The sequence below is a fragment of the Enterobacter cloacae complex sp. S3 genome, from assembly GCF_014930495.1.
Classification (GTDB): Bacteria; Pseudomonadota; Gammaproteobacteria; order Enterobacterales; family Enterobacteriaceae; genus Enterobacter; species Enterobacter asburiae_B.
The window spans coordinates 15,989-39,843 of sequence record NZ_JADBRD010000004.1 but is presented as its reverse complement, the minus strand read 5'-3'; the positions used below and the strand labels follow the sequence as shown (position 1 = coordinate 39,843).

Here is a 23,855-nt window from a genome sequence, read left to right as displayed (position 1 = left end):
TGCTTTTACCTAACTATGTTTGTTCTTCAATTCAAACCGCGGTGACACCAGACCGTACAGCGTCCAGCCCATAAAGGTCACCATTGCCCCGTAGAGCATCGCTTCCTGGCCGGATGAGTAGAGCGCATAAAAGCTGTAGATTGCCCCAATCAGCGCCACGATATTGGCCGCACGCGCTTTGCGTGGATCCACCTTCGCCACCTTCTGAATGATCACCAGCGCTGCCATCGACAGGATATACGGAATGATGTTCGTCACCACCGCCAGGTTGACCAGCACGTTGAACTGGCTGTTCAGCGACGGGCTAATGGTCATCAGCGACAATCCGCTCTGGAAGATAACAATCGCCAGCATGCCCTGCACCGGCGCATCCGCTTTGGTCACGCGGGAGAAGATTTTTGGGAAGTAACCTTCATCAGCCGAGGATTTAAAGACCTGTGCGATGGTGAACTGCCAGCCGAGGAGTGAACCGCAGCAGGACATCACCATCAGCCCCATGATCACTTTCCCGACCTCAGGCGTGAACATCTGCGCGAAGGCCAGACCGAACGGCGCCGTAGAGTTTGCCAGATCCATGTTTGGCACAATCCCGGCAATCACGTTAGTCGAGACGATATAGATCACCGCCGCGCCCAGCGTGCCGCCGAGGACCGCAATCGGCACGTTCTTCTCCGGATTCTCTACCACTTCCGCGTTCGCACAGGCGGATTCCAGACCCAGGAAGGCCCAGAGCGTCATGGCGATTGAAGAGCCGACCGCGGTAAAGAATGGCACATGGTGCGGGTTCCAGGAGTTGGCGTAGAGTGTCGGGCTGAACCAGAACCAGCCGATGATGCACAGGCCGACAACCGGGATAATCACGCCCCAGACGGTGATGCTGGAGAGCTGTCCGGTGATACGCGCGCCGCCAAAGTTAGCCACGGTACAGATCCACAGCACCCCGATGGTCGCCAGCCCAATTTGCACCGGGCTGAGCGTCGCGCCAAACAGCTCCGTACCGTAACCCACGGCGGAGATGGCAATCGCCACGTTGGCGATCAGCAGCGATACCCCGTAGGTATAGTTGGCCATAAAGTTGCCCGACTTGCCGAAGGCGTATTCGGCATAGCCGCCCATGCCGCCTGACTTACGGCTGAACATTCCGCACTTGGCAAACGCCCACGCCAGCGCCATTGAACCGACTGCCGTCACCAGCCAGGAGATGATAGAGATGGTGCCCACCTCTGCCAGTTTGGTGGGCAGCATGATAATCCCGGAGCCCATCATGTTCACCATGGTGAGGATGGTCAGCTGCACCACGCCCATTTTATTGGACTTACTCATAATTTCTCTCCTTTCAGCAGCGCGGGCTGAGCGGCGGGTTGTTTGATGACGTTACAGCGAACCTGCTTGCGACCCTCACACTCCTCGACGTACACACCCTGCAGCTCCGGCGCGAAGCCCGGCAGCAGATTGATGCCTTCTTCCAGCGCGGCAAAGTAGCGCAGCACGGAACCGCCCCAGACTTCCCCTGGGACAACGCACAGCACCCCTGGCGGATAAGGGAGCGCGCCTTCGGCGGCGATGCGGCCTTCCGCGTCGCGCAGGGAGACCAGTTCAACCTCACCGCGCAGATAGGCGTAGTTTGCGTCCTGCGGGTTCATCATCACGCGTGGGAAGTGAGACTTGCGGAACATCTCTTTCTGCAGCTGTTTCACGTTGTGGCGGGCGTACAGGTCATGCATTTCCTGGCAGATCTGGCGCAGGGTGTAATCCGCGTAACGTTCCGGATGCTGTTTGTAGAGAGATGGCAGGACGTCTTTCAGCGGAACATCGCTCTCGAGCAGTTTTTCGAAGCGCACCAGCTGCGCCACCAGCTGCTGCAGTTTTCCCATATCTTCCGCAGGCGTGAGCAGGAACAGGATCGAGTTGAGATCGCATTTTTCCGGCACGATGCCGTTTTCACGCAGGAAGTTGGCGAGGATAGTGGCGGGCACGCCGAAGTCGTCATACTCCCCGGTGCGGGCGTTAATACCCGGCGTGGTCAGCAGGAGCTTGCACGGGTCGATAAAATACTGATGCTCAGCGTAGCCTTCAAAAGCGTGCCAGTTTTCACCCGGTACGAAGTGGAAGAAGCGCAGATCGGTCGCAATTTCCGCGGTGTCCCAGCTTTCCCACGGGCGGCCATCTACCGTCTCCGGTACGAAGGGGCGCAGATACCGGCAGTTCTCCAGGATCAGCTTGCGCGCTTCGATACCGTTCACCACGCAATCCATCCACATGTTGCGGCCGCTCTGGCCTTCGTGCATACGGGCGTTGATGTCCAGCGCAGCGAACAGCGGATAAAACGGGCTGGTGGAGGCGTGCATCATAAAGGCATTATTCAGGCGCTTATGCGGGACATAGCGCTGTTGCCCTTTGATGTGGCTGTCTTTCTTATGGATTTGCGAGGTCTGCGAGAAGCCGGCCTGCTGTTTATGCACGGACTGGGTGACCAGGATCCCCGGATCGTTTTCGTTCAGCTCCAGCAGCAGCGGAGAGCAGTCGGCCATCATCGGAATAAACTGCTCGTAACCCACCCAGGCCGAGTCAAACAGGATGTAATCACACAGGTGCCCAATCTTATCCACCACCTGACGGGCGTTATAGATGGTGCCATCGTAGGTACCCAGCTGGATCACCGCCAGGCGGAACGGACGCGCATCGCGTGCACGGCCTGGCGCCACCTCTGCCACCAGCTCGCGCAGATAACTTTCTTCAAAGCAGTGGGCGTCAATGCCGCCAATAAAGCCGTACGGGTTGCGCGCGGTTTCCAGATAGACCGGCGTTGCGCCAGCCTGGAGGAGGGCACCGTGATGGTTGGATTTGTGGTTGTTACGGTCGAATAGTACCAGGTCGCCCGGGGTGAGCAGGGCGTTAAGCACCACTTTGTTGGATGACGAGGTGCCATTCAGCACGAAGTAGGTCTTATCAGCATTAAAGACTTTTGCAGCATGCTGCTGGGCGATGCACGGTGCGCCTTCGTGGATCAGCAGATCGCCCATCGCCACGTCGGCGTTACACAGGTCGGAGCGGAAAAGCGTCTCACCAAAGAAATCGACAAACTGATTACCGGCTGGATGGCGGCGGAAGAACTGACCACCCTGATGCCCCGGGCAGTCAAACGCGCTATTGCCCTGCTTCACATAGTCGACAAGGGCGCGGAAAAACGGCGGGCGCAGCTGGGTTTCATACTTCTGGGCGGCCGCTTCCAGCTGGCGTCCATAAAAGTCGTTGCTGGTGTCTGAATACTCAAATACGCCATGAATGCGCGATAAATAGTCTGCCGGGATGAACTCTTCTTTGTGCGTCGCGACAAAAACAGGAATGCCAAAACCGGTGGCTTCTATTTCGTCCAGGATACCGCTGGCAATATCCGTGACCGCCAGAACAATGGCGGCAACATCAATATAATCAGAGGCGCGGACATCTACCAGTTCACGCTGGGTAGTAAAGCAATCCGGACATGCACGGCTGGCTGCGATTTTTAAACTTTTCATCTTTCTCTCTTTATTTTAGGTAATAAGCGTCCCTCGATTTCTTGCAAGAAAGAAATCGATAATTTACCGGAAAAAAAGCAAAGGGTGGCCGCTGATTAAAATCAGTGAATTGCTTTTTTGATGATTGAAATTCAGTCCGCCCGGTGCGGATGAGTCTGAATTAAAATGAATGAGCGCACGAGTTCACAGGCAATGGCCTGTAAAATAAGGTATTTCAGGATAACCTGTAAGCGAGTGCGCCAGAAGTCGAAGGACTACCGGGCATTAAAGAGATGAAAGTCAAAGCAGTTTCGGTGGGCAAACATCATGATATGTGTTGTCCGCCTTATATGGGGCATTAAGCGATTGTTGTTTTCCATGTTTCATTTTCCTTTCAGTAATTGAAAGCATGGTCATTTTATCCAGGGAAAGGCGATTAACCGTGAGGTAGATCACCGTTAACCGATCAAATCAGAAATAAATATTCGTTTTAGATGAATATCGCAGATCAAAATTCTGATTTGTTGATGATGCGTTAACAGGTTGTGTTGTCAATGTTTTAAATGAGCGAAAATAGCCCGTAAAAATAATTTATGGGTTATTTGTGAAATATTGTCTGAGGGATTTCGTTTTTATTTAAAAATAAAATGAATAGTTATTCAAAGCATAAACCGATAACCGATACCGGTTTCAGTTAATAAATGGCGAGGGCGAGCGGGGTCAACTTCGAGTTTCTGACGAAGATGTCCCATATATATGCGTAAATAATGACTATGTTCTACAGCGTTGGGTCCCCACACCTGACTTAACAGCTGGCGTTGGGTGAGAACCTTGCCGTGGTTGTTGAGCAGAACGGCGAGCAGGCGAAATTCTATTGGCGTCAGATGGATTTCTTCTTCACCGCGCACAATACGCCGCGCGGCCAGGTCAACCCGGATATCCCCAAACGTGTAGGTTGGGTCAGCGGGCATGGTTGCGCTGTGGCGGCGCAGCGCCACGCGAAGGCGAGCCTGTAGCTCGCCGATACCAAAAGGTTTAATCAGATAGTCATCCGCCCCGGCATCCAGCGCCGCGATTTTATCCGTCTCTTCCGTACGCGCGGAGAGCACGAGGATCGGCATCTGGCTCCACTGACGCACTTCCCGGATAAAATCGATGCCGTCGCCGTCCGGCAGGCCAAGATCGAGGATCACCAGGTCCGGCTTGCGGGTGGCGGCTTCTATTAAACCCCGCTGAAGCGTACCCGCATCATGAACGCGCAGACCGTCCCCTTCCAGCGCAGCGCGCAGAAAACGGCTAATGGCGATCTCATCTTCAACAATCAGAACGTTGATCACAAATCCTCTGGTAATTCATTAAGTTCTGGCGGGGTTTCCAGAGGAAGTGTAACACAAAACCGCGCGCCGCCTTCGGGGCGATTCTCAGCGGAGATGGACCCGCCATGGACGTCAATGATTGCCTGGCAAATCGCCAGCCCCAGCCCCACGCCCGGAATGGCAGACTCCTTATTGCCGCGCGCGAATTTTTCGAAAATAGCCAACTCCTGCCCGGCGGGAATGCCGGGTCCGGTATCCCAGACGTCAAGGCGAAGCGTGCCGTCGTCTACCGTCGCATCCACGCCAATTTGTGCGCTGGCGCCCGCATATTTGCCGGCATTTTCCAGCAGGTTGATCAGCACCCGTTCAAACAGCGGACCATCAACGTGAATTAAGGTCAGGGGCTCGGGCATGTTCAGCGCAATATGCCGCCCGCCCAGGCCGGGTTCGAGCATTTTCAGGGCGCTGCCCACTACCTCTTCAAGTGTGAGCCACTCTTTTTTGAGGTTAAAACCGCCTGACTGGATACGCGCCATATCGAGCAGGTTATTCACCAGACGCGTGGTATTCAGCACATGCTGGCGGATCTCGCTGGCCTGAAGGGCGTGTTTAGAGCCTTCGGCCGCCAGGTCCAGCGTCAGGATTTCTGACTGACCAAACAGGACGGTGAGCGGGGTTCGCAGATCGTGAGAGAGCGCCGCCAGCAGCGAGTTACGAATGCTTTCACGCTCGCTCGCCAGCCTGGCCTGCTCTTCGCTGGCGGTGAGGGCCAGCCGCTCCAGCGCGCTGGCAACCAGCAGCGTAAAGGTCTCCAGCAGCCGCTGCTGTTCGGGGATCATCAGCTGGCGCAGGTTTGAGGGCTCAACAATTACCAGCCCCTGATTTTTATCGGCGCTGCGCAGCGGCAGAATTTGGTAGGGCACGCCGGGCAGGGTGTCGGTCCCTGCGCCCGCAGGTAACCCTTTATCAAAGCTCCAGCGCGCGATGGCTTCGTCCCAGGGCGTCATGCCTGAGGCCGACGTCAGCGGGCGCAGCTTGCCGTGTTCGTCAGGGAGTAAAATCAGGTTGCTGGCATGAAACGTCGAGCGAATGAACTGCTCGCTGGTCTGCACGATATCCAGCGGCGTGCGGCCCACCGCCAGCGATTTCGACATCTCATAGAGATGGCGCGTGCGCTGTTCGCGATAGCGGGCAATACGCGCCTGGTAGCGCACGCCCGCCGTCAGATTCCCGATCACCAGCCCGACGGTGAGCATCACCGCGAAGGTGAGAATGTACTGTACGTCCGACACCGCGAGCGTGCCGCGCGGGGCAATAAAGAACAGATCGAAGCTGATGACGTTAATCACCGTCGCCAGCACCGACGGCCAGCGCCCGTAAAAGAGCGCCACCACCACTACGCCAAGCAGGTAGATCATCACCAGGTTGGCGGCATCAAACGCGATCAGCCACTGGCTGGCAATCACGGTAATCAGGGCGCAGAGCACGACGGCGACAAGACAGCCGCGCAGCTGAATGCGCCATTTATCGCTGAAGGCACGGCTGTCCGGCGCGCGGCTGGGTAACGGCGTGGGCTTATCATCCAGCGCCACGATCACCAGGTCCAGATCCGGTGCGCGGCGGGCCAGCTTGTCGGCAAACGATTCGCGGCTAAACCAGCGGCGATGCTGGCGACGGCCAATCACGATTTTTCCCAGATTGTGCTCACGGGCGTAGCGCAAAATGGCTTTATCTTCCTGAGGGTCGGAAAGGGTGGCGGTTTCGGCACCCAGCTCCTGCGCCAGGCGAAGCGAACTCAATATCGCGCGACGCTGGTTCTCGGGCAGCGCGTGCAGCTGCGGCGTTTCGACATACACCGCATGCCAGACGCTGCCAAATTTGGCCGCCAGGCGCGCGGCGGTGCGGACAAGCTTTTCATTGCCGCTGCCGTGGCCTACGCACAGCAGGATGGCATCTCGCGTATGCCAGACGCGCTCCTGGCCCTGCAGGTCGCGCCAGGCGCGCATCTGATCGTCGACGCGATCGGCAGTACGACGCAGGGCCAGCTCGCGCAGGGCAATCAGGTTGCCTTTACGGAAGAAATGTTCGATGGCGCGCTCGGCCTGGCCGGCGATATAGACTTTGCCTTCATGCAGGCGCTGGCGTAAATCGTCGGGGGGCAGGTCGACCAGCACCACTTCATCGGCAGAATCAAAGAAGGGGTCGGGCACCGTCTCGCGCACCTGAATGCCGGTCACGCCGCTGACCACGTCGTTCAGGCTCTCCAGATGCTGAACGTTAACCGTCGTGAAAACATCGATGCCGGCTTCGAGTAGTTCTTCTACATCCTGCCAGCGTTTTGGATGGCGTGAGCCTGGCGCATTGCTGTGCGCCAGCTCGTCCATCAGGATAAGGGCGGGACGGCGGGCGAGGGCGGCATCGAGATCGAATTCGGTGACTAGCCGACCGCGGTGGCTGATGCGGCGGGGCGGCTGGGTGGCCAGCCCCTTCAGCAGCGATGCGGTCTCTTTGCGTCCGTGGGTTTCTACCACGCCAATCAATATATCGAGCCCCTGCGCCCGAAGCCGCTGGGCTTCCGTCAGCATGGCGAAGGTTTTCCCGACGCCTGCGCAGGCGCCAAAGAAAATTTTCAGTTTGCCGCGATGGGCTTCGGCCGTCTGTTCAAGCAGCCTGTCCGGATCCGGGCGCATGGGCTCGTCGGTCATTTAGTTTTTCCTTAGCGCGTCCAGCGCCAGATTCAGCTCAACAATATTCACTACGGGCATGCCGATAAAGCTGACCAGCGGCTTTTGCGTGTGCTCTGCAACCAGCTGGCTAACCTGTTCGACGGTCAGCTGACGGGCCGCGGCGACGCGCGGGATTTGCCATGCCGCGGCTGCCGGCGTCAGGCTGTAGTCCAGCCCGCTGGCCGAGGCGGTCACCAGCTCTACGGGCACCTCACGGCTGGCCTGCGGATTAGCGGCGCGCAGGGCTGCCACGCGCTCAGCAACGGCTTTGTCCAGCTCGGGGTTGCTGCCCGCCAGGTTACTGCCGCCGGATGCCATCGGATTATACGGGCTTTCGGCAGTGGCGGAAGGGCGCCCCTGGAAGTAACGGGCATCGGTAAAGTTCTGACCAATCAGGCGTGAACCGCGGCTTTCACCGTTTTGCATAATCAGCGAGCCGTTGGCCCGATCCTTAAACCACCACTGGCCCAGCGCGGTGGTCACCAGCGGGTACAGCCCGCCGGTAATGAGAGACAGCAGAATAAACAGAAGTATAGCGGGGCGTAACATCGTCATTTGATTCACCTTTTAAACCAGGCCGAACAGCGTCAACAGCAGGTCGATAACCTTGATACCGATGAAGGGCACCACCAGCCCGCCCAGGCCGTAAATCCACAGGTTGCGGCGCAGCATGGCGGCGGCGGTGAGCGGCTTATAGCTCACGCCTTTCAGCGCCAGCGGGATCAGGAAGACAATAATCAGGGCGTTAAAGATCACTGCGCTCAGAATGGCCGATGCCGGAGAGTGCAGGTGCATCACGTTCAACGCGTTTAATTGCGGGTAGGTCGCAGCAAACGCCGCCGGAATGATGGCGAAATATTTCGCCACGTCGTTGGCGATACTGAACGTAGTCAGCGACCCGCGCGTCATCAGCATCTGCTTGCCGATGTGCACCACTTCAATCAGCTTGGTCGGGTTTGAGTCGAGGTCGACCATGTTGCCCGCCTCTTTTGCCGCCTGGGTACCGGAGTTCATCGCCACCGCCACGTCGGCCTGCGCCAGGGCAGGGGCATCGTTGGTACCGTCGCCCGTCATCGCCACCAGACGGCCTTCCGCCTGATACTGACGAATCAGCGCCAGTTTTGCTTCCGGTGTGGCTTCAGAAAGAAAATCATCCACGCCCGCTTCGGCGGCAATCGCCGCGGCGGTAAGACGGTTATCCCCGGTGATCATCACCGTTTTGATCCCCATTTTACGCAGCTGGGCAAAGCGCTCCTTGATGCCGCCTTTGACGATATCCTTCAGGGCAATCACTCCCAGCACGTGTGCCCCTTCGGCCACCACCAGCGGCGTCGCCCCCTGACGGGCCACGCTTTCGACCAGGCTGTCCACTTCCGGCGGGAAGTGGCCATTGTTGGCCTCAATGTGGCGACGGATGGCGTCAACAGAGCCTTTACGGATCATGCGATCCTGAATGTTAATGCCGCTCATGCGGGTTTGCGCCGTGAAGGGCACGAAAGTGGCGTGCAGGCTCTGAACGTCGCGCTGGCGCAGGTTAAAGCGCTGCTTGGCGAGGATCACGATACTGCGGCCTTCCGGGGTTTCATCGGCTAGCGAAGAGAGCTGTGCGGCATCAGCCAGCGTTTTTTCATCCACGCCCGGAGCGGGCAGGAAATCTGACGCCTGGCGGTTACCGAGGGTAATGGTCCCGGTTTTATCCAGCAGTAAGACGTCCACGTCACCGGCGGCTTCCACCGCGCGCCCGCTGGTGGCGATGACGTTGGCACCGAGCATACGGCTCATGCCGGCTACGCCGATGGCTGACAGCAGGCCACCAATGGTGGTGGGGATCAGGCAGACCAGCAGCGCAACCAGCACCGTGATAGTGACCGCGGTGCCACCATAGGCGGAGAACGGCCACAGCGTCGCGGTTGCCAGCAGGAAGACGATGGTCAGGGCCACCAGCAGGATGGTCAGGGCGATCTCGTTCGGCGTTTTACGGCGCTGCGCGCCTTCCACCATGGCGATCATCCGGTCGAGGAAGGTTTCCCCCGGGTTAACGCTACACTGGATCACCAGCCAGTCGGAGAGAATGCGCGTCCCGCCCGTCACGGAGGCGAAATCGCCGCCGGACTCACGGATAACCGGCGCGGACTCCCCGGTAATGGCGCTTTCATCCACCGAGGCGCCCCCTTCGATGACTTCACCGTCGCAAGGGATAATGTCACCGGCTTCCACCAGCACCACATCGCCTTTGCGCAGTTCATCCGCCGGAACGTGGTCCATCTGCGCGCCGTATTTCGGTTCACGCAGCTTGCGCGCGAAGGCGGTTTTCTTCACCCCTTTCAGGCTGTTGGCCTGCGCTTTACTCCGGCCTTCCGCCAGCGCTTCCGCAAAGTTGGCGAACAGCACGGTAAACCACAGCCACAGGCTGATGGCGCCGGTAAACGTTGCATTTCCCGGCATGTGGCCCGTTCCCATGGCAATCGCCAGGGCGGTGGTCAGCAAGCTTCCCGCCCAGACAATAAACATCACCGGGTTGTGCCACTGCACGCGCGGGCTCAGCTTTTTCACCGCATCCATGAGCGCCTGGCGAACTAATGACGGTTCGAACAGGGCCAGTTGTTTACGACTCATGACAATTTCTCCGCAAAATCAGCGTAAAGAGAGGTATTCCGCGACCGGGCCTAACGCGAGGGCGGGGATAAAGGTCAGGGCGCCGACCAGTAACACGGTGCCCGTCAGCAGGCCGATAAACAGCGCGCCGTGGGTCGGTAATGTCCCGGTGGTGGTCGGCTGGATTTTTTTATTCACCAGCGATCCGGCAATCGCCAACACCGGCACAATGATCCCAAAGCGACCCACAAACATGCAGAATGCCAGCAGGCAGTTCCAGAACGGTGAGTTGGCGCTTAAGCCCGCAAAGGCGCTGCCGTTGTTGTTGGCGGCAGAGGAGACGGCATACAGCACTTCACTAAAACCGTGAATGCCCGGGTTAAAGATGCCGCTGCGTCCGGCCTCGGTCATCAGCGCCAGCGCGGTGCCGAGCAGCACAAGCGCCGGGGTAACCAGAATCGCCAGCGCGGTTAATTTCATCTCGCGAACGTCGATTTTTTTACCGAGGTATTCCGGAGTGCGGCCAATCATCAAACCGGCAATAAATACCGCCAGCAGCACGAACAGCAGCATGCCGTAAAGACCCGAGCCCACGCCGCCAAAGACGACTTCGCCAATCTGCATCAGCCACATCGGGATCATGCCACCCAGCGCCGTAAAGGAATCATGCATGGCGTTGACAGCCCCGCACGAGGCCGCCGTGGTGACCACCGCATACAGGCTGCTGGCAAGAATGCCAAAGCGGCTCTCTTTACCTTCCATATTGATATTGCTGTTGGCCCCCAGCTGCATGAAATGGCCGTTGCCGCTCCATTCAGCCCACATCACCAGCGCCACGCAGACCACAAAGATCAGTGACATCGTCCAGAGCAGGGTGCGGCCCTGACGTCGATCGTTAACCACGTCACCAAAGGCGAAGCAGAGCGCGGCGGGGATCAGGAAAATCGCCAGCATCTGCACAAAATTGGTTAATGCGGTAGGGTTTTCAAACGGATGCGACGAGTTGGCGTTGAAGAAGCCACCTCCGTTCGTCCCGAGCATTTTGATGGCTTCCTGTGACGCTACTGGCCCCATCGGCAGGAGCTGTTTTGCACCTTCCAGCGAGGTATAGGGCGCGTAAGGCATCAGGTTTTGCAGGGTGCCCTGCTGGATGAAGAACAGCGCGATCAGCAGCGCAATTGGCAGCAGGATCCACAGCGTAATGCGGGTCAGATCCACCCACGCATTACCCAGGGTATTGATTTTCTGACGCGCAAACGCACGCGTCAGCGCGAAGATCACGGCGATACCGCTGGCGGCCGAGAGGAAGTTTTGCACGGTTAACCCGATCATCTGGCTGAAATAGCTCAGCGTGGTTTCACCGGCGTAGGACTGCCAGTTGGTGTTAGTGACAAAGCTCACCGCCGTGTTCAGCGCAAGATGCCAGGACAGGCCCGGTAACTGTTGCGGATTCAGCGGCAGGATGCCCTGCAACATCAGCATGGCAAAAAGCGCAATGAGCCCAACGATATTCAGCAGCAAAATGGCGATCAGATACTGACGCCAGTTCATCTCCCGATCGTCTATTCCCAGCACGCGCCAGATCCCTTTTTCAACGCTTCCCGTGCCGGGCAAAGGGACGTTGTTGATCAATCGTGCCAGTCCCGATCCCAGTGGCCTTGCCAGAATGAACAGTACCACTAAGAAGCTGGCAATAAGCAGAAACGCCTGAGCAGCCATCAGAAGGCCTCCGCATTTATCAGGGCATAGACCAGATAACCCAATAACAGGAACACCAGCACGATGCCGGCAATAAGACCTGCACTCACAATCCACCTCCAGGTGACTTTCGTTGTTGTACTAACGGTAGGATTTCCGGCGCAAAGATTTCGCAAAAATGGGGAGGGCGGGTGTAAAAAAAGTATAAAAATGGCAAAACCCACAATTTAACCATTGATAAGTAAACTGTTAACTTTTTTGTAACTTAATTACGGCGTGAATGTAAATATTCACTAAATGGGCAAAAATAAGTGGTCGGATGAGTAGTAAAATTACAAACAAAGCGATATTATTTTAGCCAGGTCACAGATTTTGAATTTTCCGGATGACGTATCCGGCCAACTATAGGGGAGAAAATATGGATCTTTATAAAGAGTATCCGGCTCATATCGTGTTCTTGCGCCGCGCTTTCGCCGTAGTGGCTGGCGTGCTGGCTCTGCCGGTGATGCTGTTCTGGAAAGATCGTGCACGTTTTTACAGCTATCTGCATCGCGTCTGGGCGAAAACCAGCGAGAAGCCGGTGTGGATGGATCAGGCCGAGAAAGCGACCTGCGATTTCTACTGATACTAAGACTACACATAGCAATAAAAAAAACCGCCACATTACTGTTGGCGGTTTTTTTTGTCCCTCGGGATTCGCGGTCCGTTGGGTGATCTTGCAGCCCCTACCCGGGGTTTTAATCATACCTTCCTGTAAGCAGATGGCAATCCCTCGAAGCCTTTATAAATTCCTAATTTTATTCGAGTATCTTACCTTCGCAGCGGATGTTAATTATGATGCTGCGTCCCTTTCCGCCATCTCGCAAATGGGCATCGGTCCTGGGAAAGGTGTACTTACAGCCGTAAAGCAGCCCGCCTACCCGGGCTTGTGTCCACCGACTTATCACCGGTGGTGAACGGTGGAGCGGTTAGCAGCAGGGACCGCATAATGAAACGCTATTTTTGCATCGCGTTCATTGTCGCCAGCGTACTCGTTGTAAAGAGCGATGAACCTAATGGGTTTGTCGCGTTAACCACGATAGCGCAGGACAAGTAGCGCTAAGGCCGCTTCGGGCGGCCTTTTTTATTTCATCCCGTCTACACTTCATGGCAAAGTAGTTCAATGCATGCTTTTTCCTTTTACGGCATGCCCTTACGGACATAATGGATAATTGCCTGGAGTTTTATGCCCACCCATCTGGTTTGGTTTCGCGCGGACCTGCGCGTACATGACAACATCGCCCTTGCGGCAGCCTGCCGCGCCAAAGACGCTAACGTATTGGCACTGTTTATGGCCACGCCCGAGCAGTGGCGGCAGCACGATATGGCCCCCCGGCAGGCGGCCTTGCTCCGGGCATATCTGAACGATCTGCAGCACTCGCTCGCTGGAAAAGGCATACCGCTTCTCTATAAAGAGGTGAGTGATTTTGCCGCGCAGCTTCAGACGGTGCAGGAGATATGTAAGCAGCACAACGTCACGCATCTTTTTTACAACTATCAGTACGAATTCAACGAACAGCAGCGCGACCGTCAGCTGGAGAAGATGCTGGAAGGAGTGGTCTGCGAAGGGTTTGATGACAGCGTGATGCTGGCACCGGGCAGCGTGATGACCGGCAACCACGAGATGTATAAAGTTTTTACGCCGTTCAAAAATGCCTTTATCAAACGTCTGAAAGAGGCGCTGCCGGAGTGCGTTGCCGCGCCTGCCGTGCGAGGCGAAGCCATAAAGGATCTGCCTGAGCTGACGTTTGATTACCCTCAGCAGCCGTTTGATGAAACGCTGTTCCCCGCCGATGAGAAAGCGGCCATCGCCCAACTGCGCCAGTTCTGCAAGCAGGACGCGGCCAGTTACGACGCGCGTCGGGATTTTCCCGCCATCGAGGGCACCAGCCGCCTGTCGGCCTGTCTGGCGCTGGGCGCGATCTCACCGCGCCAGTGTTTGCATCGTCTGCTGGCGGAGCAGCCGCAGGCGTTGGAGGGCGGCGCAGGGTCCGTCTGGCTGAATGAACTCATCTGGCGCGAGTTCTACCGCCATCTGATGACGTATCACCCTGATTTATGTAAACATCGGCCCTTCATTGGCTGGACCGATAATGTAAAGTGGCAATCGAATGATAAGCAGCTTAAAGCCTGGCAAAGCGGGCAGACGGGTTACCCGATAGTCGATGCCGCCATGCGTCAGCTTAACGAGACGGGGTGGATGCACAACCGCCTGCGGATGATTACCGCCAGCTTTCTGGTGAAGGATCTGCTTATCGACTGGCGTATCGGAGAGCGCTATTTTATCTCTCAGCTGATCGATGGCGATCTCGCGGCGAATAACGGCGGCTGGCAGTGGGCGGCCTCTACCGGTACCGATGCCGCACCCTATTTCCGGATTTTTAATCCGACCACGCAGGGGCAAAAATTTGATGCGGACGGCGAGTTTATCCGCCGCTGGGTTCCTGAACTTAACGGTATACCTGCTAAAGCGATCCACGAACCGTGGGCATGGGCGGATAAACAGCGTGTAAGGCTGGATTACCCTCGTCCGATTGTCGACCATAAACAGGCGCGTGTCGCCACGCTGGCGGCGTACGAAGCTGCCCGCAAAGCATAAGAGAGTGATGATGAAAAACAGCGAACTGGAAAGCCTGATTAACGAAAAACTGAACAGTACCTCTTTCAGCGATTACGGCCCGAACGGGCTCCAGGTTGAAGGCCGTGAGACGGTGCAAAAAATTATCACCGGCGTGACGGCAAGCCAGGCGCTGCTGGACGAGGCCGTTCGTCAGAACGCCGACGCGGTGATTGTTCATCACGGTTACTTCTGGAAAAACGAATCGCCGATTATTCGTGGGATGAAGCGCAATCGCCTGAAAACGCTGCTGGCAAATGACATAAACCTGTACGGCTATCATCTGCCGCTGGATGCGCACCCGGAGCTCGGCAACAACGTCCAGCTGGCGCAGCTACTGGGAATTACCGTGATGGGTGAAATTGAGCCGCTGGTGCCGTGGGGCGAGCTGGCGATGCCGGTTCCGGGGCTGGAGCTGGCCTCATGGATTGAAGCGCGCCTGGGCCGTCGCCCGCTGTGGAGCGGTGATACCGGTCCGGATACGGTGAAGCGTGTCGCATGGTGTACCGGCGGTGGTCAGGGCTTTATCGACAGCGCCGCGCGTTTCGGCGTCGATGCTTTTATCACCGGCGAGGTTTCCGAGCAGACCATTCATTCGGCGCGTGAACAGGGGCTGCATTTTTACGCGGCTGGCCATCACGCCACCGAGCGCGGCGGCATTCGTGCCCTCAGCGAGTGGCTGACGGAAAATACCGATCTGGATGTGACCTTTATTGATATCCCTAACCCAGCCTGACGAGAGGTAGTTAAGTGCAGCGAGCGCGTTGTTATCTTCTGGGTGAAACCGCCGTGGTTCTGGAGCTTGAACCACCGGTGACGCTTGCCACGCAAAAGCGTATCTGGCGGCTGACCCAGCGTCTGGCCGAACTACCGGAGGTGGTTGAAGCCATTCCGGGGATGAATAACATCACAGTGGTGCTGTGTAGCCCGCATACCCTGGCGCTGGATGCCATTGAGCGTTTGCAGCGCTGGTGGGAAGAGAGCGAGGCGCTGGAGCCGGAATCGCGCGCCATTGAGATCCCGGTCGTTTATGGCGGTACGGGTGGGCCGGATCTTGGCGTGGTGGCAGATCACTGCGGATTAACAGAAAAGCAGGTTGTTGAGCTGCACAGCTCGGTTGACTACGTGGTCTGGTTCCTGGGATTTCAGCCCGGGTTCCCGTATCTGGGCGGATTATCTCCCCGGCTGCATACGCCACGCCGTGCCGAGCCGCGCGTGAGCGTGCCGGCGGGAACGGTGGCTATCGGCGGCGAGCAGACCGGCGTTTATCCCCTGACATCGCCCGGCGGCTGGCAGCTTATTGGGCATACCGCTACACCGTTATTTGAACCCGGGCTGGAGACGCCAATACTCCTGCGTCCCGGCGATACCCTTCGCTTTATCCCGCAGAAGGAGGGGGTATGTTAACGCTTATTCGCGCCGGGCTTTACACCTCCGTACAGGATGCCGGGCGCTTTGGTCTTCGCCAGTCGGGCGTGAGCTACTGCGGTGCGCTTGACCGTCCTTCGCTGGAGATTGCTAACCTGCTTGTGGGCAACCCAGGCAGCACGGCGGCGCTAGAAATTACGCTGGGTCAGTGTGTGATTGAGTTTGGTCAGGAGACCTGGTTTGCCTTAACCGGCGCAGGGTGTGATGCGACGCTGGATGGCAAAGCGGTGTGGACCGGCTGGCGGCTGCGGGCGAAAGCCGGGCAGCGCCTGACGCTCAAACGTCCGCTGCACGGCGTGCGTAGCTATCTCGCGGTGGCTGGCGGCATCGACGTGCCGGAGGTGCTGGGTTCATCCAGTACCGATCAAAAAGCCGGGATCGGCGGTCACGAAGGACGTTTGTTGCGCGACGGCGATCGGCTGGCAATCAAAGCCTCCGCGCGCCATTTCTCGACCACGCAGGGCGTAAAACAGCTGCTGTGGGGAAACCAGATCCGCGCCTTACCGGGGCCGGAATATCATGAGTTCGACGAGGCCTCTAAAGAGTCCTTCTGGCGCGCGCCGTGGAAGATCAGCCCGCAGAGTAACCGCATGGGCTACCGCCTGCAGGGTCAGCCGCTGACCCGCACGACGGACCGGGAACTGCTCTCCCACGGTTTATTGCCGGGGGTTATTCAGGTGCCGGGGAACGGTCAGCCCATCGTGTTAATGAACGATGCGCAAACTACCGGCGGTTATCCGCGAATTGCCTGCATCATTGAAGCGGATCGCTACCATCTGGCGCAAATTCCCCTCGGTCAGCCGATTCACTTCGTGCAGTGTTCGCTGGAGGAGGCGCTGAAAGCGCGGCAGGATCAGCAGCGTTATCTCGAACAGCTGGCGTGGAGGCTTGATGGTAAAGATTGATTTGAACGCCGATCTGGGGGAGGGAAGCCGCGCTGATGCGGAACTGATGACCCTGGTCACCTCGGTCAATATCGCCTGCGGCTTTCACGCGGGCGATGCGCAAACCATGCTGGAGAGCGTGCGTAATGCCATTAAAAACGGCGTCGCGATTGGGGCTCACCCCAGCTTTCCCGATCGGGAAAACTTTGGCCGTACGGCGATGGATCTGCCCCCTGAGACGGTCTACGCGCAGGTGCTCTACCAGATCGGCGCGCTGGAGGCGATGGTGCGCGCCCAGAACGGCGTGATGCGCCACGTGAAGCCGCACGGCATGCTCTATAACCAGGCGGCGAAAGATCCGGCGCTGGCGGAGGCGATTGCCCGCGCGGTGCGGGACTGTAATCCGCAGCTGATTCTGGTAGGCCTTGCGGGAAGCGAGCTGATTCGCGCCGGACAACGGCTGGGGCTGACCACGCGTCAGGAAGTGTTTGCCGATCGTGGATACCAGCCGGACGGCAGCCTGGTGCCGCGGACGCAGGCCGGGGCGCTGATTACCGATGAAGGCAAAGCGCTGGCGCAGACGCTGGAGATGGTGCGCGCCGGGCGGGTGATCGCCGTGGATGGAACACCGGCAAATGTTCAGGCCGATACGGTATGTTTACACGGCGACGGCGAGCATGCGCTCCAGTTCGCACGCCGCTTGCGGGCAGCGTTTTCTGAAGAGGGTATCCTCGTCAGCGCCGAATAATGACGATAAGGACACAAAAATGCCTGAAGGTCCGGAGATCCGCCGCGCGGCGGATAGCCTGGAGGCGGCGATAAAGGGCAAACCCCTGACGGATGTCTGGTTTGCTTTTCCTCAACTGAAACCGTTTGAATCACAGCTGGTGGGCCAGACGGTGACCCATATTGAAACGCGCGGCAAGGCCTTGCTCACGCACTTTTCCCATAACCTGACGTTATATAGCCATAACCAGCTTTACGGCGTCTGGCGGGTTGTGGAGGCGGACGAGCAGCCGCAAACCACCCGCGTGCTGCGCGTCAGGCTGCAAACGGCGGATAAGGCGATCCTGCTCTATAGCGCGTCGGATATCGAAATGTTAACGCCGGAGCAGCTGCTGACGCACCCGTTCCTGCAGCGGGTCGGGCCGGACGTGCTGGACATGCGCCTGACGGCAAGCGACGTGAAGGCCCGGCTGTTATCACCTAAATTCCGGAACCGACAGTTTTCCGGTCTGTTCCTCGACCAGGCCTTTCTGGCCGGGCTGGGTAACTACCTGCGGGTAGAGATCCTCTGGGAAGTCGGGCTGGCGCCGCAGCATAAAGCGTCTCAGCTGAGCGATGAACAGCTGGAGGCGTTATCCCACGCGCTGCTGGATATTCCGCGGCTGTCGTACAACACGCGAGGCGTGGCGGATGAGAACACGCATCACGGGGCGCTGTTCCGGTTCAAGGTGTTTCATCAGGCGGGGAAAAAGTGCGAGCGATGTGGCGGGATTATCGACAGGATTATGCTCTCTTCCAGACCTTTTTACTGGTGTCCACACTGTCAAAAATAAAAAAGCCGGGTGGCGGCTACGCCTTACCCGGCCTACATTTTTGCCAGCAATAAAAGTAAAACGGTAACCCATGGGTTACCGTTTTTAAGGTTTTCACCCTCTCCCTGTGGGAGAGGGCCGGGGTGAGGGCATCAGGCCGCACCCAACTCCTGTTAGCGCTTAATATCAGACTTAAAATCACGCTGCTCGTAGCCGGTGTACAGCTGACGAGGACGGGCGATTTTCATGCCTTCGCTGTGCATTTCGTTCCAGTGCGCAATCCAGCCTACGGTACGGGCCATGGCGAAGATCACGGTGAACATGGAAGACGGAATGCCCATCGCTTTCAGAATAATGCCAGAGTAGAAATCGACGTTCGGGTAGAGTTTCTTCTCGATGAAGTACGGGTCGTTCAGCGCGATGTGTTCCAGCTCCATCGCCACTTCCAGCAGGTCATCTTTGGTACCCAGCTCTTTCAGCACTTCGTGGCAGGTCTCACGCATGACGGTAGCGCGCGGGTCGTAGTTTTTGTAAACACGGTGACCGAAGCCCATCAGGCGGAAGGAGTCATTCTTGTCTTTCGCACGACGCACGAACTCAGGAATGTGCTCAACGGTGCTGATCTCTTCCAGCATCTTCAGTGCCGCTTCGTTCGCGCCACCGTGCGCCGGTCCCCACAGGGAGGCGATGCCCGCAGCGATACAGGCGAACGGGTTCGCCCCTGAAGAGCCCGCGGTACGGACGGTAGAGGTAGAGGCGTTCTGTTCGTGGTCAGCGTGCAGGATCAGAATACGGTCCATCGCGCGTTCCAGCACCGGGTTCACTTCGTACTCTTCGCACGGCGTGGAGAACATCATGCGCAGGAAGTTACCCGCATAGGAGAGGTCGTTGCGAGGATACACAAACGGCTGGCCGATGGAGTATTTGTAACACATCGCCGCCATGGTAGGCATTTTGGACAGCAGGCGGAACGCCGCGATATCGCGGTGACGCGGGTTATTCACGTCAAGGGAGTCGTGGTAGAACGCCGCCAGCGCACCGGTAATCCCGCACATCACCGCCATCGGGTGAGAGTCACGGCGGAACGCATGGAACAGACGGGTAATCTGCTCATGGATCATGGTGTGACGGGTCACGGTGGTTTTGAATTCATCGTACTGTGCCTGCGTCGGTTTTTCGCCGTTCAGCAGGATGTAGCACACTTCCAGATAGTTGGATTCGGTGGCTAACTGATCGATGGGGAAGCCGCGATGGAGCAGGATACCTTCGTCACCGTCAATGTAGGTGATTTTGGATTCGCAAGATGCGGTAGAGGTAAATCCAGGGTCAAAGGTGAATACACCTTTAGAACCCAGCGTACGGATATCAATAACATCCTGACCGAGCGTGCCTTTTAGCACATCCAGTTCAATAGCAGTGTCACCTTTTAGGGTGAGCGTTGCCTTTGTATCAGCCATTTACGGTCTCCTTAGCGCCTTATGCTTAAGACTGCGCTTTACCGGATTTGCTTTCAGCTGTTAATCACCGTTACCAGATTGTTATTTGGCTTACCGCTCAGCTCACGAGGACAAACCAGGGTACAGAGCTATGGCGCCTTGCAGGTAAACGAATGAAATATCAGTGAAACAACAGCAAATCAGCGTTTTTGCAGTCCGAATTATTCAAACCTGTATATCACTAATAACTGTCCTGATAACTTCGGTCAATACCATCACACTGTTACATAACTATTTGTCAGGTGAAAGAGAGACCTCATAACTTTTGCGCATTATATGCCTTTTCTGATGACGTTTGTAACAATATTGTTTAACATTTGTCAAATCAGATGATTAAAAATTAAAAAGATGTTGTTATCGTGACCCTGATCACTGTTCCAGAGAAAACCCGACAAACTGTATGTAGGTTAATTGTAATGATTTTGTGAACGGCCTATACTGCCGCCAGGTCTCCGGAACACCCTGCAATCCCGAGCCACCCAGCGTTGTAACGTGTCGTTTAAGCATCTGGAAGCAGTGTTTTGCATGACGCGCAGTTATAGAAAAGGAACGCTGCTTGACCCGCATCGCAGTCCGGAGGAAGGAAACAATAAGAACAGCATGTGGGCGTTATTCATGATAAGAAATGTGAAAAAACAAAGACCTGTCAATCTGGATCTCAAAACGATCCGGTTCCCTGTAACAGCAATAGCGTCCATTCTGCACCGTGTTTCTGGTGTGATTACGTTTGTGGCGGTCGGTATTTTGCTGTGGTTACTGGGCACCAGCCTCTCTTCCCCTGAAGGATTCCTCCAGGCCTCCGCCATCATGAACAGCTTCTTCGTGAAATTCATCATGTGGGGCATTCTGACCGCGCTGGCGTACCACGTTGTCGTCGGTGTTCGCCATATGCTGATGGACTTTGGCTACCTGGAAGAGACTTTCGAAGCCGGGAAACGCTCCGCTAACATTTCATTTGTGATTACTGTCGTGCTTTCACTTCTCGCAGGAGTTCTCGTATGGTAAGCAACGCCTCCGCATTAGGACGCAACGGCGTACATGACTTCATTCTGGTCCGTGCTACCGCCATCGTTCTCACTCTTTACATCATCTATATGATCGGTTTCTTCGCGACCAGCGGCACGCTGACGTGGGAAATCTGGAGTGGGTTCTTCGGATCCGCCTTCACCAAAGTGTTCACCCTGCTGGCTCTGTTCTCCATCCTTATTCATGCCTGGATTGGTATGTGGCAGGTGTTGACCGATTACGTTAAACCGCTGGCGATTCGCCTCCCACTGCAGCTGGCCATTGTTGTTGCACTGGTGGTTTACGTTATTTATGGATTCGTTGTGGTGTGGGGTGTGTAATGAAACTGCCAGTCAGAGAATTTGATGCTGTTGTAATTGGTGCCGGTGGCGCAGGTATGCGTGCCGCACTGCAAATTTCCCAGAGCGGCCAGACCTGTGCGCTGCTCTCTAAAGTTTTCCCGACCCGTTCCCACACTGTGTCTGCGCAGGGCGGTATCACCGTTGCGCTGGGTAACTCCCATGAAGATAACTGGGAATGGCACATGTACGACACGGTAAAAGGTTCCGACTACATCGGCGACCAGGATGCCATCGAATATATGTGTAAAACCGGCCCGGAAGCGATTCTGGAGCTGGACCACATGGGTCTGCCGTTCTCCCGTCTGGAAAATGGCACCATCTATCAGCGTCCGTTTGGCGGCCAGTCGAAAAACTTCGGCGGCGAGCAGGCGGCACGTACCGCGGCGGCGGCTGACCGTACCGGTCACGCACTGCTGCACACCCTGTATCAGCAGAACCTGAAAAACCATACCACCATCTTCTCCGAGTGGTACGCGCTGGATCTGGTGAAAAACGCCGATGGCGCAATCGTCGGCTGTACCGCGCTGTGCATCGAAACCGGTGAAGTGGTTTACTTCAAAGCCCGCGCTACCGTGCTGGCTACCGGCGGCGCAGGCCGTATCTATCAGTCCACCACCAACGCCCACATCAATACCGGTGACGGCGTCGGTATGGCTATCCGCGCGGGCGTGCCGGTGCAGGATATGGAGATGTGGCAGTTCCACCCAACCGGTATCGCCGGTGCGGGCGTTCTGGTAACAGAAGGCTGCCGCGGTGAAGGTGGCTACCTGCTGAACAAGCACGGCGAGCGCTTCATGGAGCGTTATGCCCCGAATGCGAAAGACCTGGCGGGTCGTGACGTGGTGGCGCGTTCCATCATGATCGAAATCCGTGAAGGCCGCGGCTGTGACGGCCCGTGGGGTCCACACGCGAAGCTGAAGCTCGACCATCTGGGTAAAGAAGTTCTGGAGTCCCGTCTGCCGGGCATCCTGGAACTGTCCCGCACCTTCGCACACGTCGACCCGGTGAAAGAGCCGATTCCGGTTATCCCAACCTGCCACTACATGATGGGCGGTATTCCGACCAAAGTGACCGGTCAGGCGCTGACCGTAAACGAGCAGGGCGAAGACGTGGTCATTCCTGGCCTGTTCGCGGTAGGCGAAATTGCCTGCGTATCCGTACACGGTGCAAACCGTCTGGGAGGCAACTCCCTGCTGGACCTGGTGGTGTTTGGTCGTGCAGTCGGTCTGCATCTGCAGGAATCCATTGCCGAGCAGGGCGCGCTGCGTGACGCAACCGACGACGAAATTGATGCCTCTCTTGAGCGCCTCAACCGCTGGAACGGTAACCGTAACGGCGAAGATCCGGTGGAAATCCGTAAAGCGCTGCAGGAATGCATGCAGCACAACTTCTCGGTATTCCGCGAAGGCGACGCGATGGCCAAAGGTCTTGAGCAGCTGAAAGCGATCCGCGAGCGTCTGAAAAATGCCCGTCTGGACGACACCTCCAGCGAATTCAACACCCAGCGCGTTGAGTGCCTGGAGCTGGATAACCTGATGGAAACCGCGTTCGCGACGGCGATGTCGGCAAACTTCCGTACCGAAAGCCGTGGCGCGCATAGCCGCTTCGACTTCCCGGATCGTGATGACGAAAACTGGCTGTGCCATTCCCTGTATCTGCCAGAGTCGGAATCCATGACGCGTCGTAGCGTCAATATGGAACCGAAACTGCGTCCGGCGTTCCCGCCGAAGATTCGTACTTACTAATGCGGAGACAGGATAATGAAACTCGAATTCTCAGTTTATCGTTATAACCCGGATGTTGATGATGCTCCGCGTATGCAGGACTACACCCTGGAAGCGGAAGAAGGTCGCGACATGATGCTGCTGGATGCCTTAATCCAGCTGAAAGAAAAAGATCCTACGCTGTCGTTCCGCCGCTCCTGCCGTGAAGGGGTTTGTGGCTCTGACGGTGTGAACATGAACGGCAAAAATGGCCTGGCCTGCATCACGCCAATTTCAGCGCTGCAGCGTCCTGGTCAGAAAATTGTTATCCGTCCTCTGCCAGGCCTGCCGGTCGTGCGTGATTTGGTGGTAGACATGGGGCAATTCTATGCACAATATGAGAAGATTAAGCCTTACTTATTGAATAATGGGCAAAATCCACCTGCTCGCGAGCACTTACAGTCTCCTGAGCAGCGTGAAAAACTCGATGGGTTGTACGAGTGTATTCTCTGCGCATGCTGTTCAACGTCCTGCCCGTCGTTCTGGTGGAACCCGGACAAGTTTATCGGCCCGGCCGGTCTGCTGGCTGCCTATCGCTTCCTGATCGATAGCCGCGACACCGAAACCGACAGCCGTCTGGAAGGACTGAGTGACGCTTTCAGCGTATTCCGCTGCCATAGCATCATGAACTGCGTCAGTGTGTGTCCGAAGGGGCTGAACCCGACGCGCGCCATCGGCCATATTAAGTCGATGCTGCTGCAGCGCAGTGCGTAAGTAGTGAGAGGGGAGCGCTGTTCCCCTCACCCTAACCCTCTCCCTAAGGGAGAGGGGACAGATTGCAGGAAATCTTTAAAAACTGCCGACGGCATTCCCCCTCTCCCTTAGGGAGAGGGTAGGGGTGAGGGTAAAGACCCTTAGACAGTTTCTAAAGGTTCCTTCGCGGGCCACAAA

The 23,855-nt window shown here is 56.9% G+C and carries 21 protein-coding genes; 11 read left to right on the top strand and 10 right to left on the bottom strand.

Features of this window, described 5'->3' with window-relative positions; genetic code table 11:
* Positions 1-9: 9 nt before the first annotated feature.
* From potE to kdpF, 9 genes are all read right to left on the bottom strand, one after another.
* Positions 10-1,323 (bottom strand): putrescine-ornithine antiporter, encoded by a 1,314-nt coding sequence (gene potE / locus IM317_RS00480; RefSeq protein ID WP_014831099.1) that lies wholly within the window; start codon positions 1,321-1,323, stop codon positions 10-12.
* Positions 1,320-3,518 carry an ornithine decarboxylase SpeF gene (gene speF, locus IM317_RS00475; RefSeq protein WP_032661123.1) on the bottom strand — a complete coding sequence of 733 codons (2,199 nt, stop codon included), beginning with the start codon at positions 3,516-3,518 and terminating at the stop codon, positions 1,320-1,322. The genes potE and speF overlap by 4 nt, the downstream gene beginning before the upstream one ends.
* Positions 3,519-3,772: 254 nt before the next feature.
* Positions 3,773-3,877 (bottom strand): leader peptide SpeFL, encoded by a 105-nt coding sequence (gene speFL, locus IM317_RS00470; RefSeq protein WP_003858645.1) that lies wholly within the window; start codon positions 3,875-3,877, stop codon positions 3,773-3,775.
* A gap of 279 nt (positions 3,878-4,156) precedes the next feature.
* Complete coding sequence (gene kdpE, locus IM317_RS00465) at positions 4,157-4,834, bottom strand: two-component system response regulator KdpE (protein ID WP_033144941.1); 678 nt, start codon at positions 4,832-4,834, stop codon at positions 4,157-4,159.
* Complete coding sequence (gene kdpD, locus IM317_RS00460) at positions 4,831-7,518, bottom strand: two-component system sensor histidine kinase KdpD (RefSeq protein WP_033144942.1); 2,688 nt, start codon at positions 7,516-7,518, stop codon at positions 4,831-4,833. The genes kdpE and kdpD overlap by 4 nt, the downstream gene beginning before the upstream one ends.
* Positions 7,519-8,094 (bottom strand): potassium-transporting ATPase subunit KdpC, encoded by a 576-nt coding sequence (kdpC, locus tag IM317_RS00455; protein ID WP_033144943.1) that lies wholly within the window; start codon positions 8,092-8,094, stop codon positions 7,519-7,521.
* Positions 8,095-8,106: 12 nt separating this feature from the next.
* Positions 8,107-10,155, bottom strand: a complete 2,049-nt coding sequence (kdpB, locus tag IM317_RS00450; RefSeq protein ID WP_033144944.1) for a potassium-transporting ATPase subunit KdpB — start codon at positions 10,153-10,155, stop codon at positions 8,107-8,109.
* Between the two features lie 18 nt (positions 10,156-10,173).
* Positions 10,174-11,853 (bottom strand): potassium-transporting ATPase subunit KdpA, encoded by a 1,680-nt coding sequence (kdpA, locus tag IM317_RS00445; protein WP_033144945.1) that lies wholly within the window; start codon positions 11,851-11,853, stop codon positions 10,174-10,176.
* On the bottom strand, positions 11,853-11,942 hold the full coding sequence (kdpF, locus tag IM317_RS00440; protein WP_014069365.1) for a K(+)-transporting ATPase subunit F: 90 nt from the start codon (positions 11,940-11,942) through the stop codon (positions 11,853-11,855). Before kdpF ends, kdpA begins: the two co-directional genes overlap by 1 nt.
* A 308-nt stretch (positions 11,943-12,250) precedes the next feature.
* On the opposite strand from kdpF, the gene IM317_RS00435 reads away from it, so the two are divergent.
* The 7 genes from IM317_RS00435 to nei all read left to right on the top strand — a co-directional run bounded on the left by IM317_RS00435 (position 12,251) and on the right by nei (position 18,359).
* Positions 12,251-12,457, top strand: coding sequence for a YbfA family protein (locus IM317_RS00435; RefSeq protein WP_023310781.1), 207 nt, complete (start codon positions 12,251-12,253; stop codon positions 12,455-12,457).
* 600 nt (positions 12,458-13,057) lie between these two features.
* Entirely contained in the window at positions 13,058-14,470 is a 1,413-nt protein-coding gene (gene phrB / locus IM317_RS00430) for a deoxyribodipyrimidine photo-lyase (protein ID WP_033144947.1), read from the top strand.
* 10 nt (positions 14,471-14,480) lie between these two features.
* A complete protein-coding gene (locus IM317_RS00425; RefSeq protein WP_023310783.1) occupies positions 14,481-15,224 on the top strand; it encodes a type 2 GTP cyclohydrolase I in 744 nt (247 codons plus the stop codon).
* A gap of 14 nt (positions 15,225-15,238) precedes the next feature.
* Entirely contained in the window at positions 15,239-15,895 is a 657-nt protein-coding gene (gene pxpB / locus IM317_RS00420) for a 5-oxoprolinase subunit PxpB (RefSeq protein WP_033144948.1), read from the top strand.
* Positions 15,889-16,821, top strand: a complete 933-nt coding sequence (pxpC, locus tag IM317_RS00415) for a 5-oxoprolinase subunit PxpC (protein ID WP_033144949.1) — start codon at positions 15,889-15,891, stop codon at positions 16,819-16,821. The genes pxpB and pxpC overlap by 7 nt, the downstream gene beginning before the upstream one ends.
* Positions 16,808-17,548: a 5-oxoprolinase subunit PxpA gene (gene pxpA / locus IM317_RS00410; protein WP_033144950.1), complete on the top strand. Its 741-nt coding sequence runs from the start codon at positions 16,808-16,810 to the stop codon at positions 17,546-17,548. The genes pxpC and pxpA overlap by 14 nt, the downstream gene beginning before the upstream one ends.
* 19 nt (positions 17,549-17,567) lie before the next feature.
* Positions 17,568-18,359 carry an endonuclease VIII gene (gene nei, locus IM317_RS00405; protein ID WP_033144951.1) on the top strand — a complete coding sequence of 264 codons (792 nt, stop codon included), beginning with the start codon at positions 17,568-17,570 and terminating at the stop codon, positions 18,357-18,359.
* 152 nt (positions 18,360-18,511) lie between these two features.
* Here nei and IM317_RS00400 read toward each other — a convergent pair whose 3' ends face one another.
* Positions 18,512-19,795 (bottom strand): citrate synthase, encoded by a 1,284-nt coding sequence (locus tag IM317_RS00400; RefSeq protein WP_033144952.1) that lies wholly within the window; start codon positions 19,793-19,795, stop codon positions 18,512-18,514.
* A 639-nt stretch (positions 19,796-20,434) separates the two neighbouring features.
* Here IM317_RS00400 and sdhC point away from each other — a divergent pair.
* From sdhC to sdhB, 4 genes are read left to right on the top strand one after another with little or no spacing between them, the layout of a single operon-like run.
* Positions 20,435-20,839: a succinate dehydrogenase cytochrome b556 subunit gene (gene sdhC / locus IM317_RS00395; RefSeq protein WP_020684965.1), complete on the top strand. Its 405-nt coding sequence runs from the start codon at positions 20,435-20,437 to the stop codon at positions 20,837-20,839.
* Positions 20,833-21,180: a succinate dehydrogenase membrane anchor subunit gene (gene sdhD / locus IM317_RS00390; RefSeq protein ID WP_008501088.1), complete on the top strand. Its 348-nt coding sequence runs from the start codon at positions 20,833-20,835 to the stop codon at positions 21,178-21,180. Before sdhC ends, sdhD begins: the two co-directional genes overlap by 7 nt.
* Positions 21,180-22,946: a succinate dehydrogenase flavoprotein subunit gene (gene sdhA, locus IM317_RS00385; RefSeq protein WP_023310789.1), complete on the top strand. Its 1,767-nt coding sequence runs from the start codon at positions 21,180-21,182 to the stop codon at positions 22,944-22,946. Before sdhD ends, sdhA begins: the two co-directional genes overlap by 1 nt.
* Positions 22,947-22,961: 15 nt before the next feature.
* Positions 22,962-23,678, top strand: coding sequence for a succinate dehydrogenase iron-sulfur subunit SdhB (gene sdhB / locus IM317_RS00380; protein ID WP_008501090.1), 717 nt, complete (start codon positions 22,962-22,964; stop codon positions 23,676-23,678).
* The last annotated feature ends 177 nt before the right edge of the window (positions 23,679-23,855 follow it).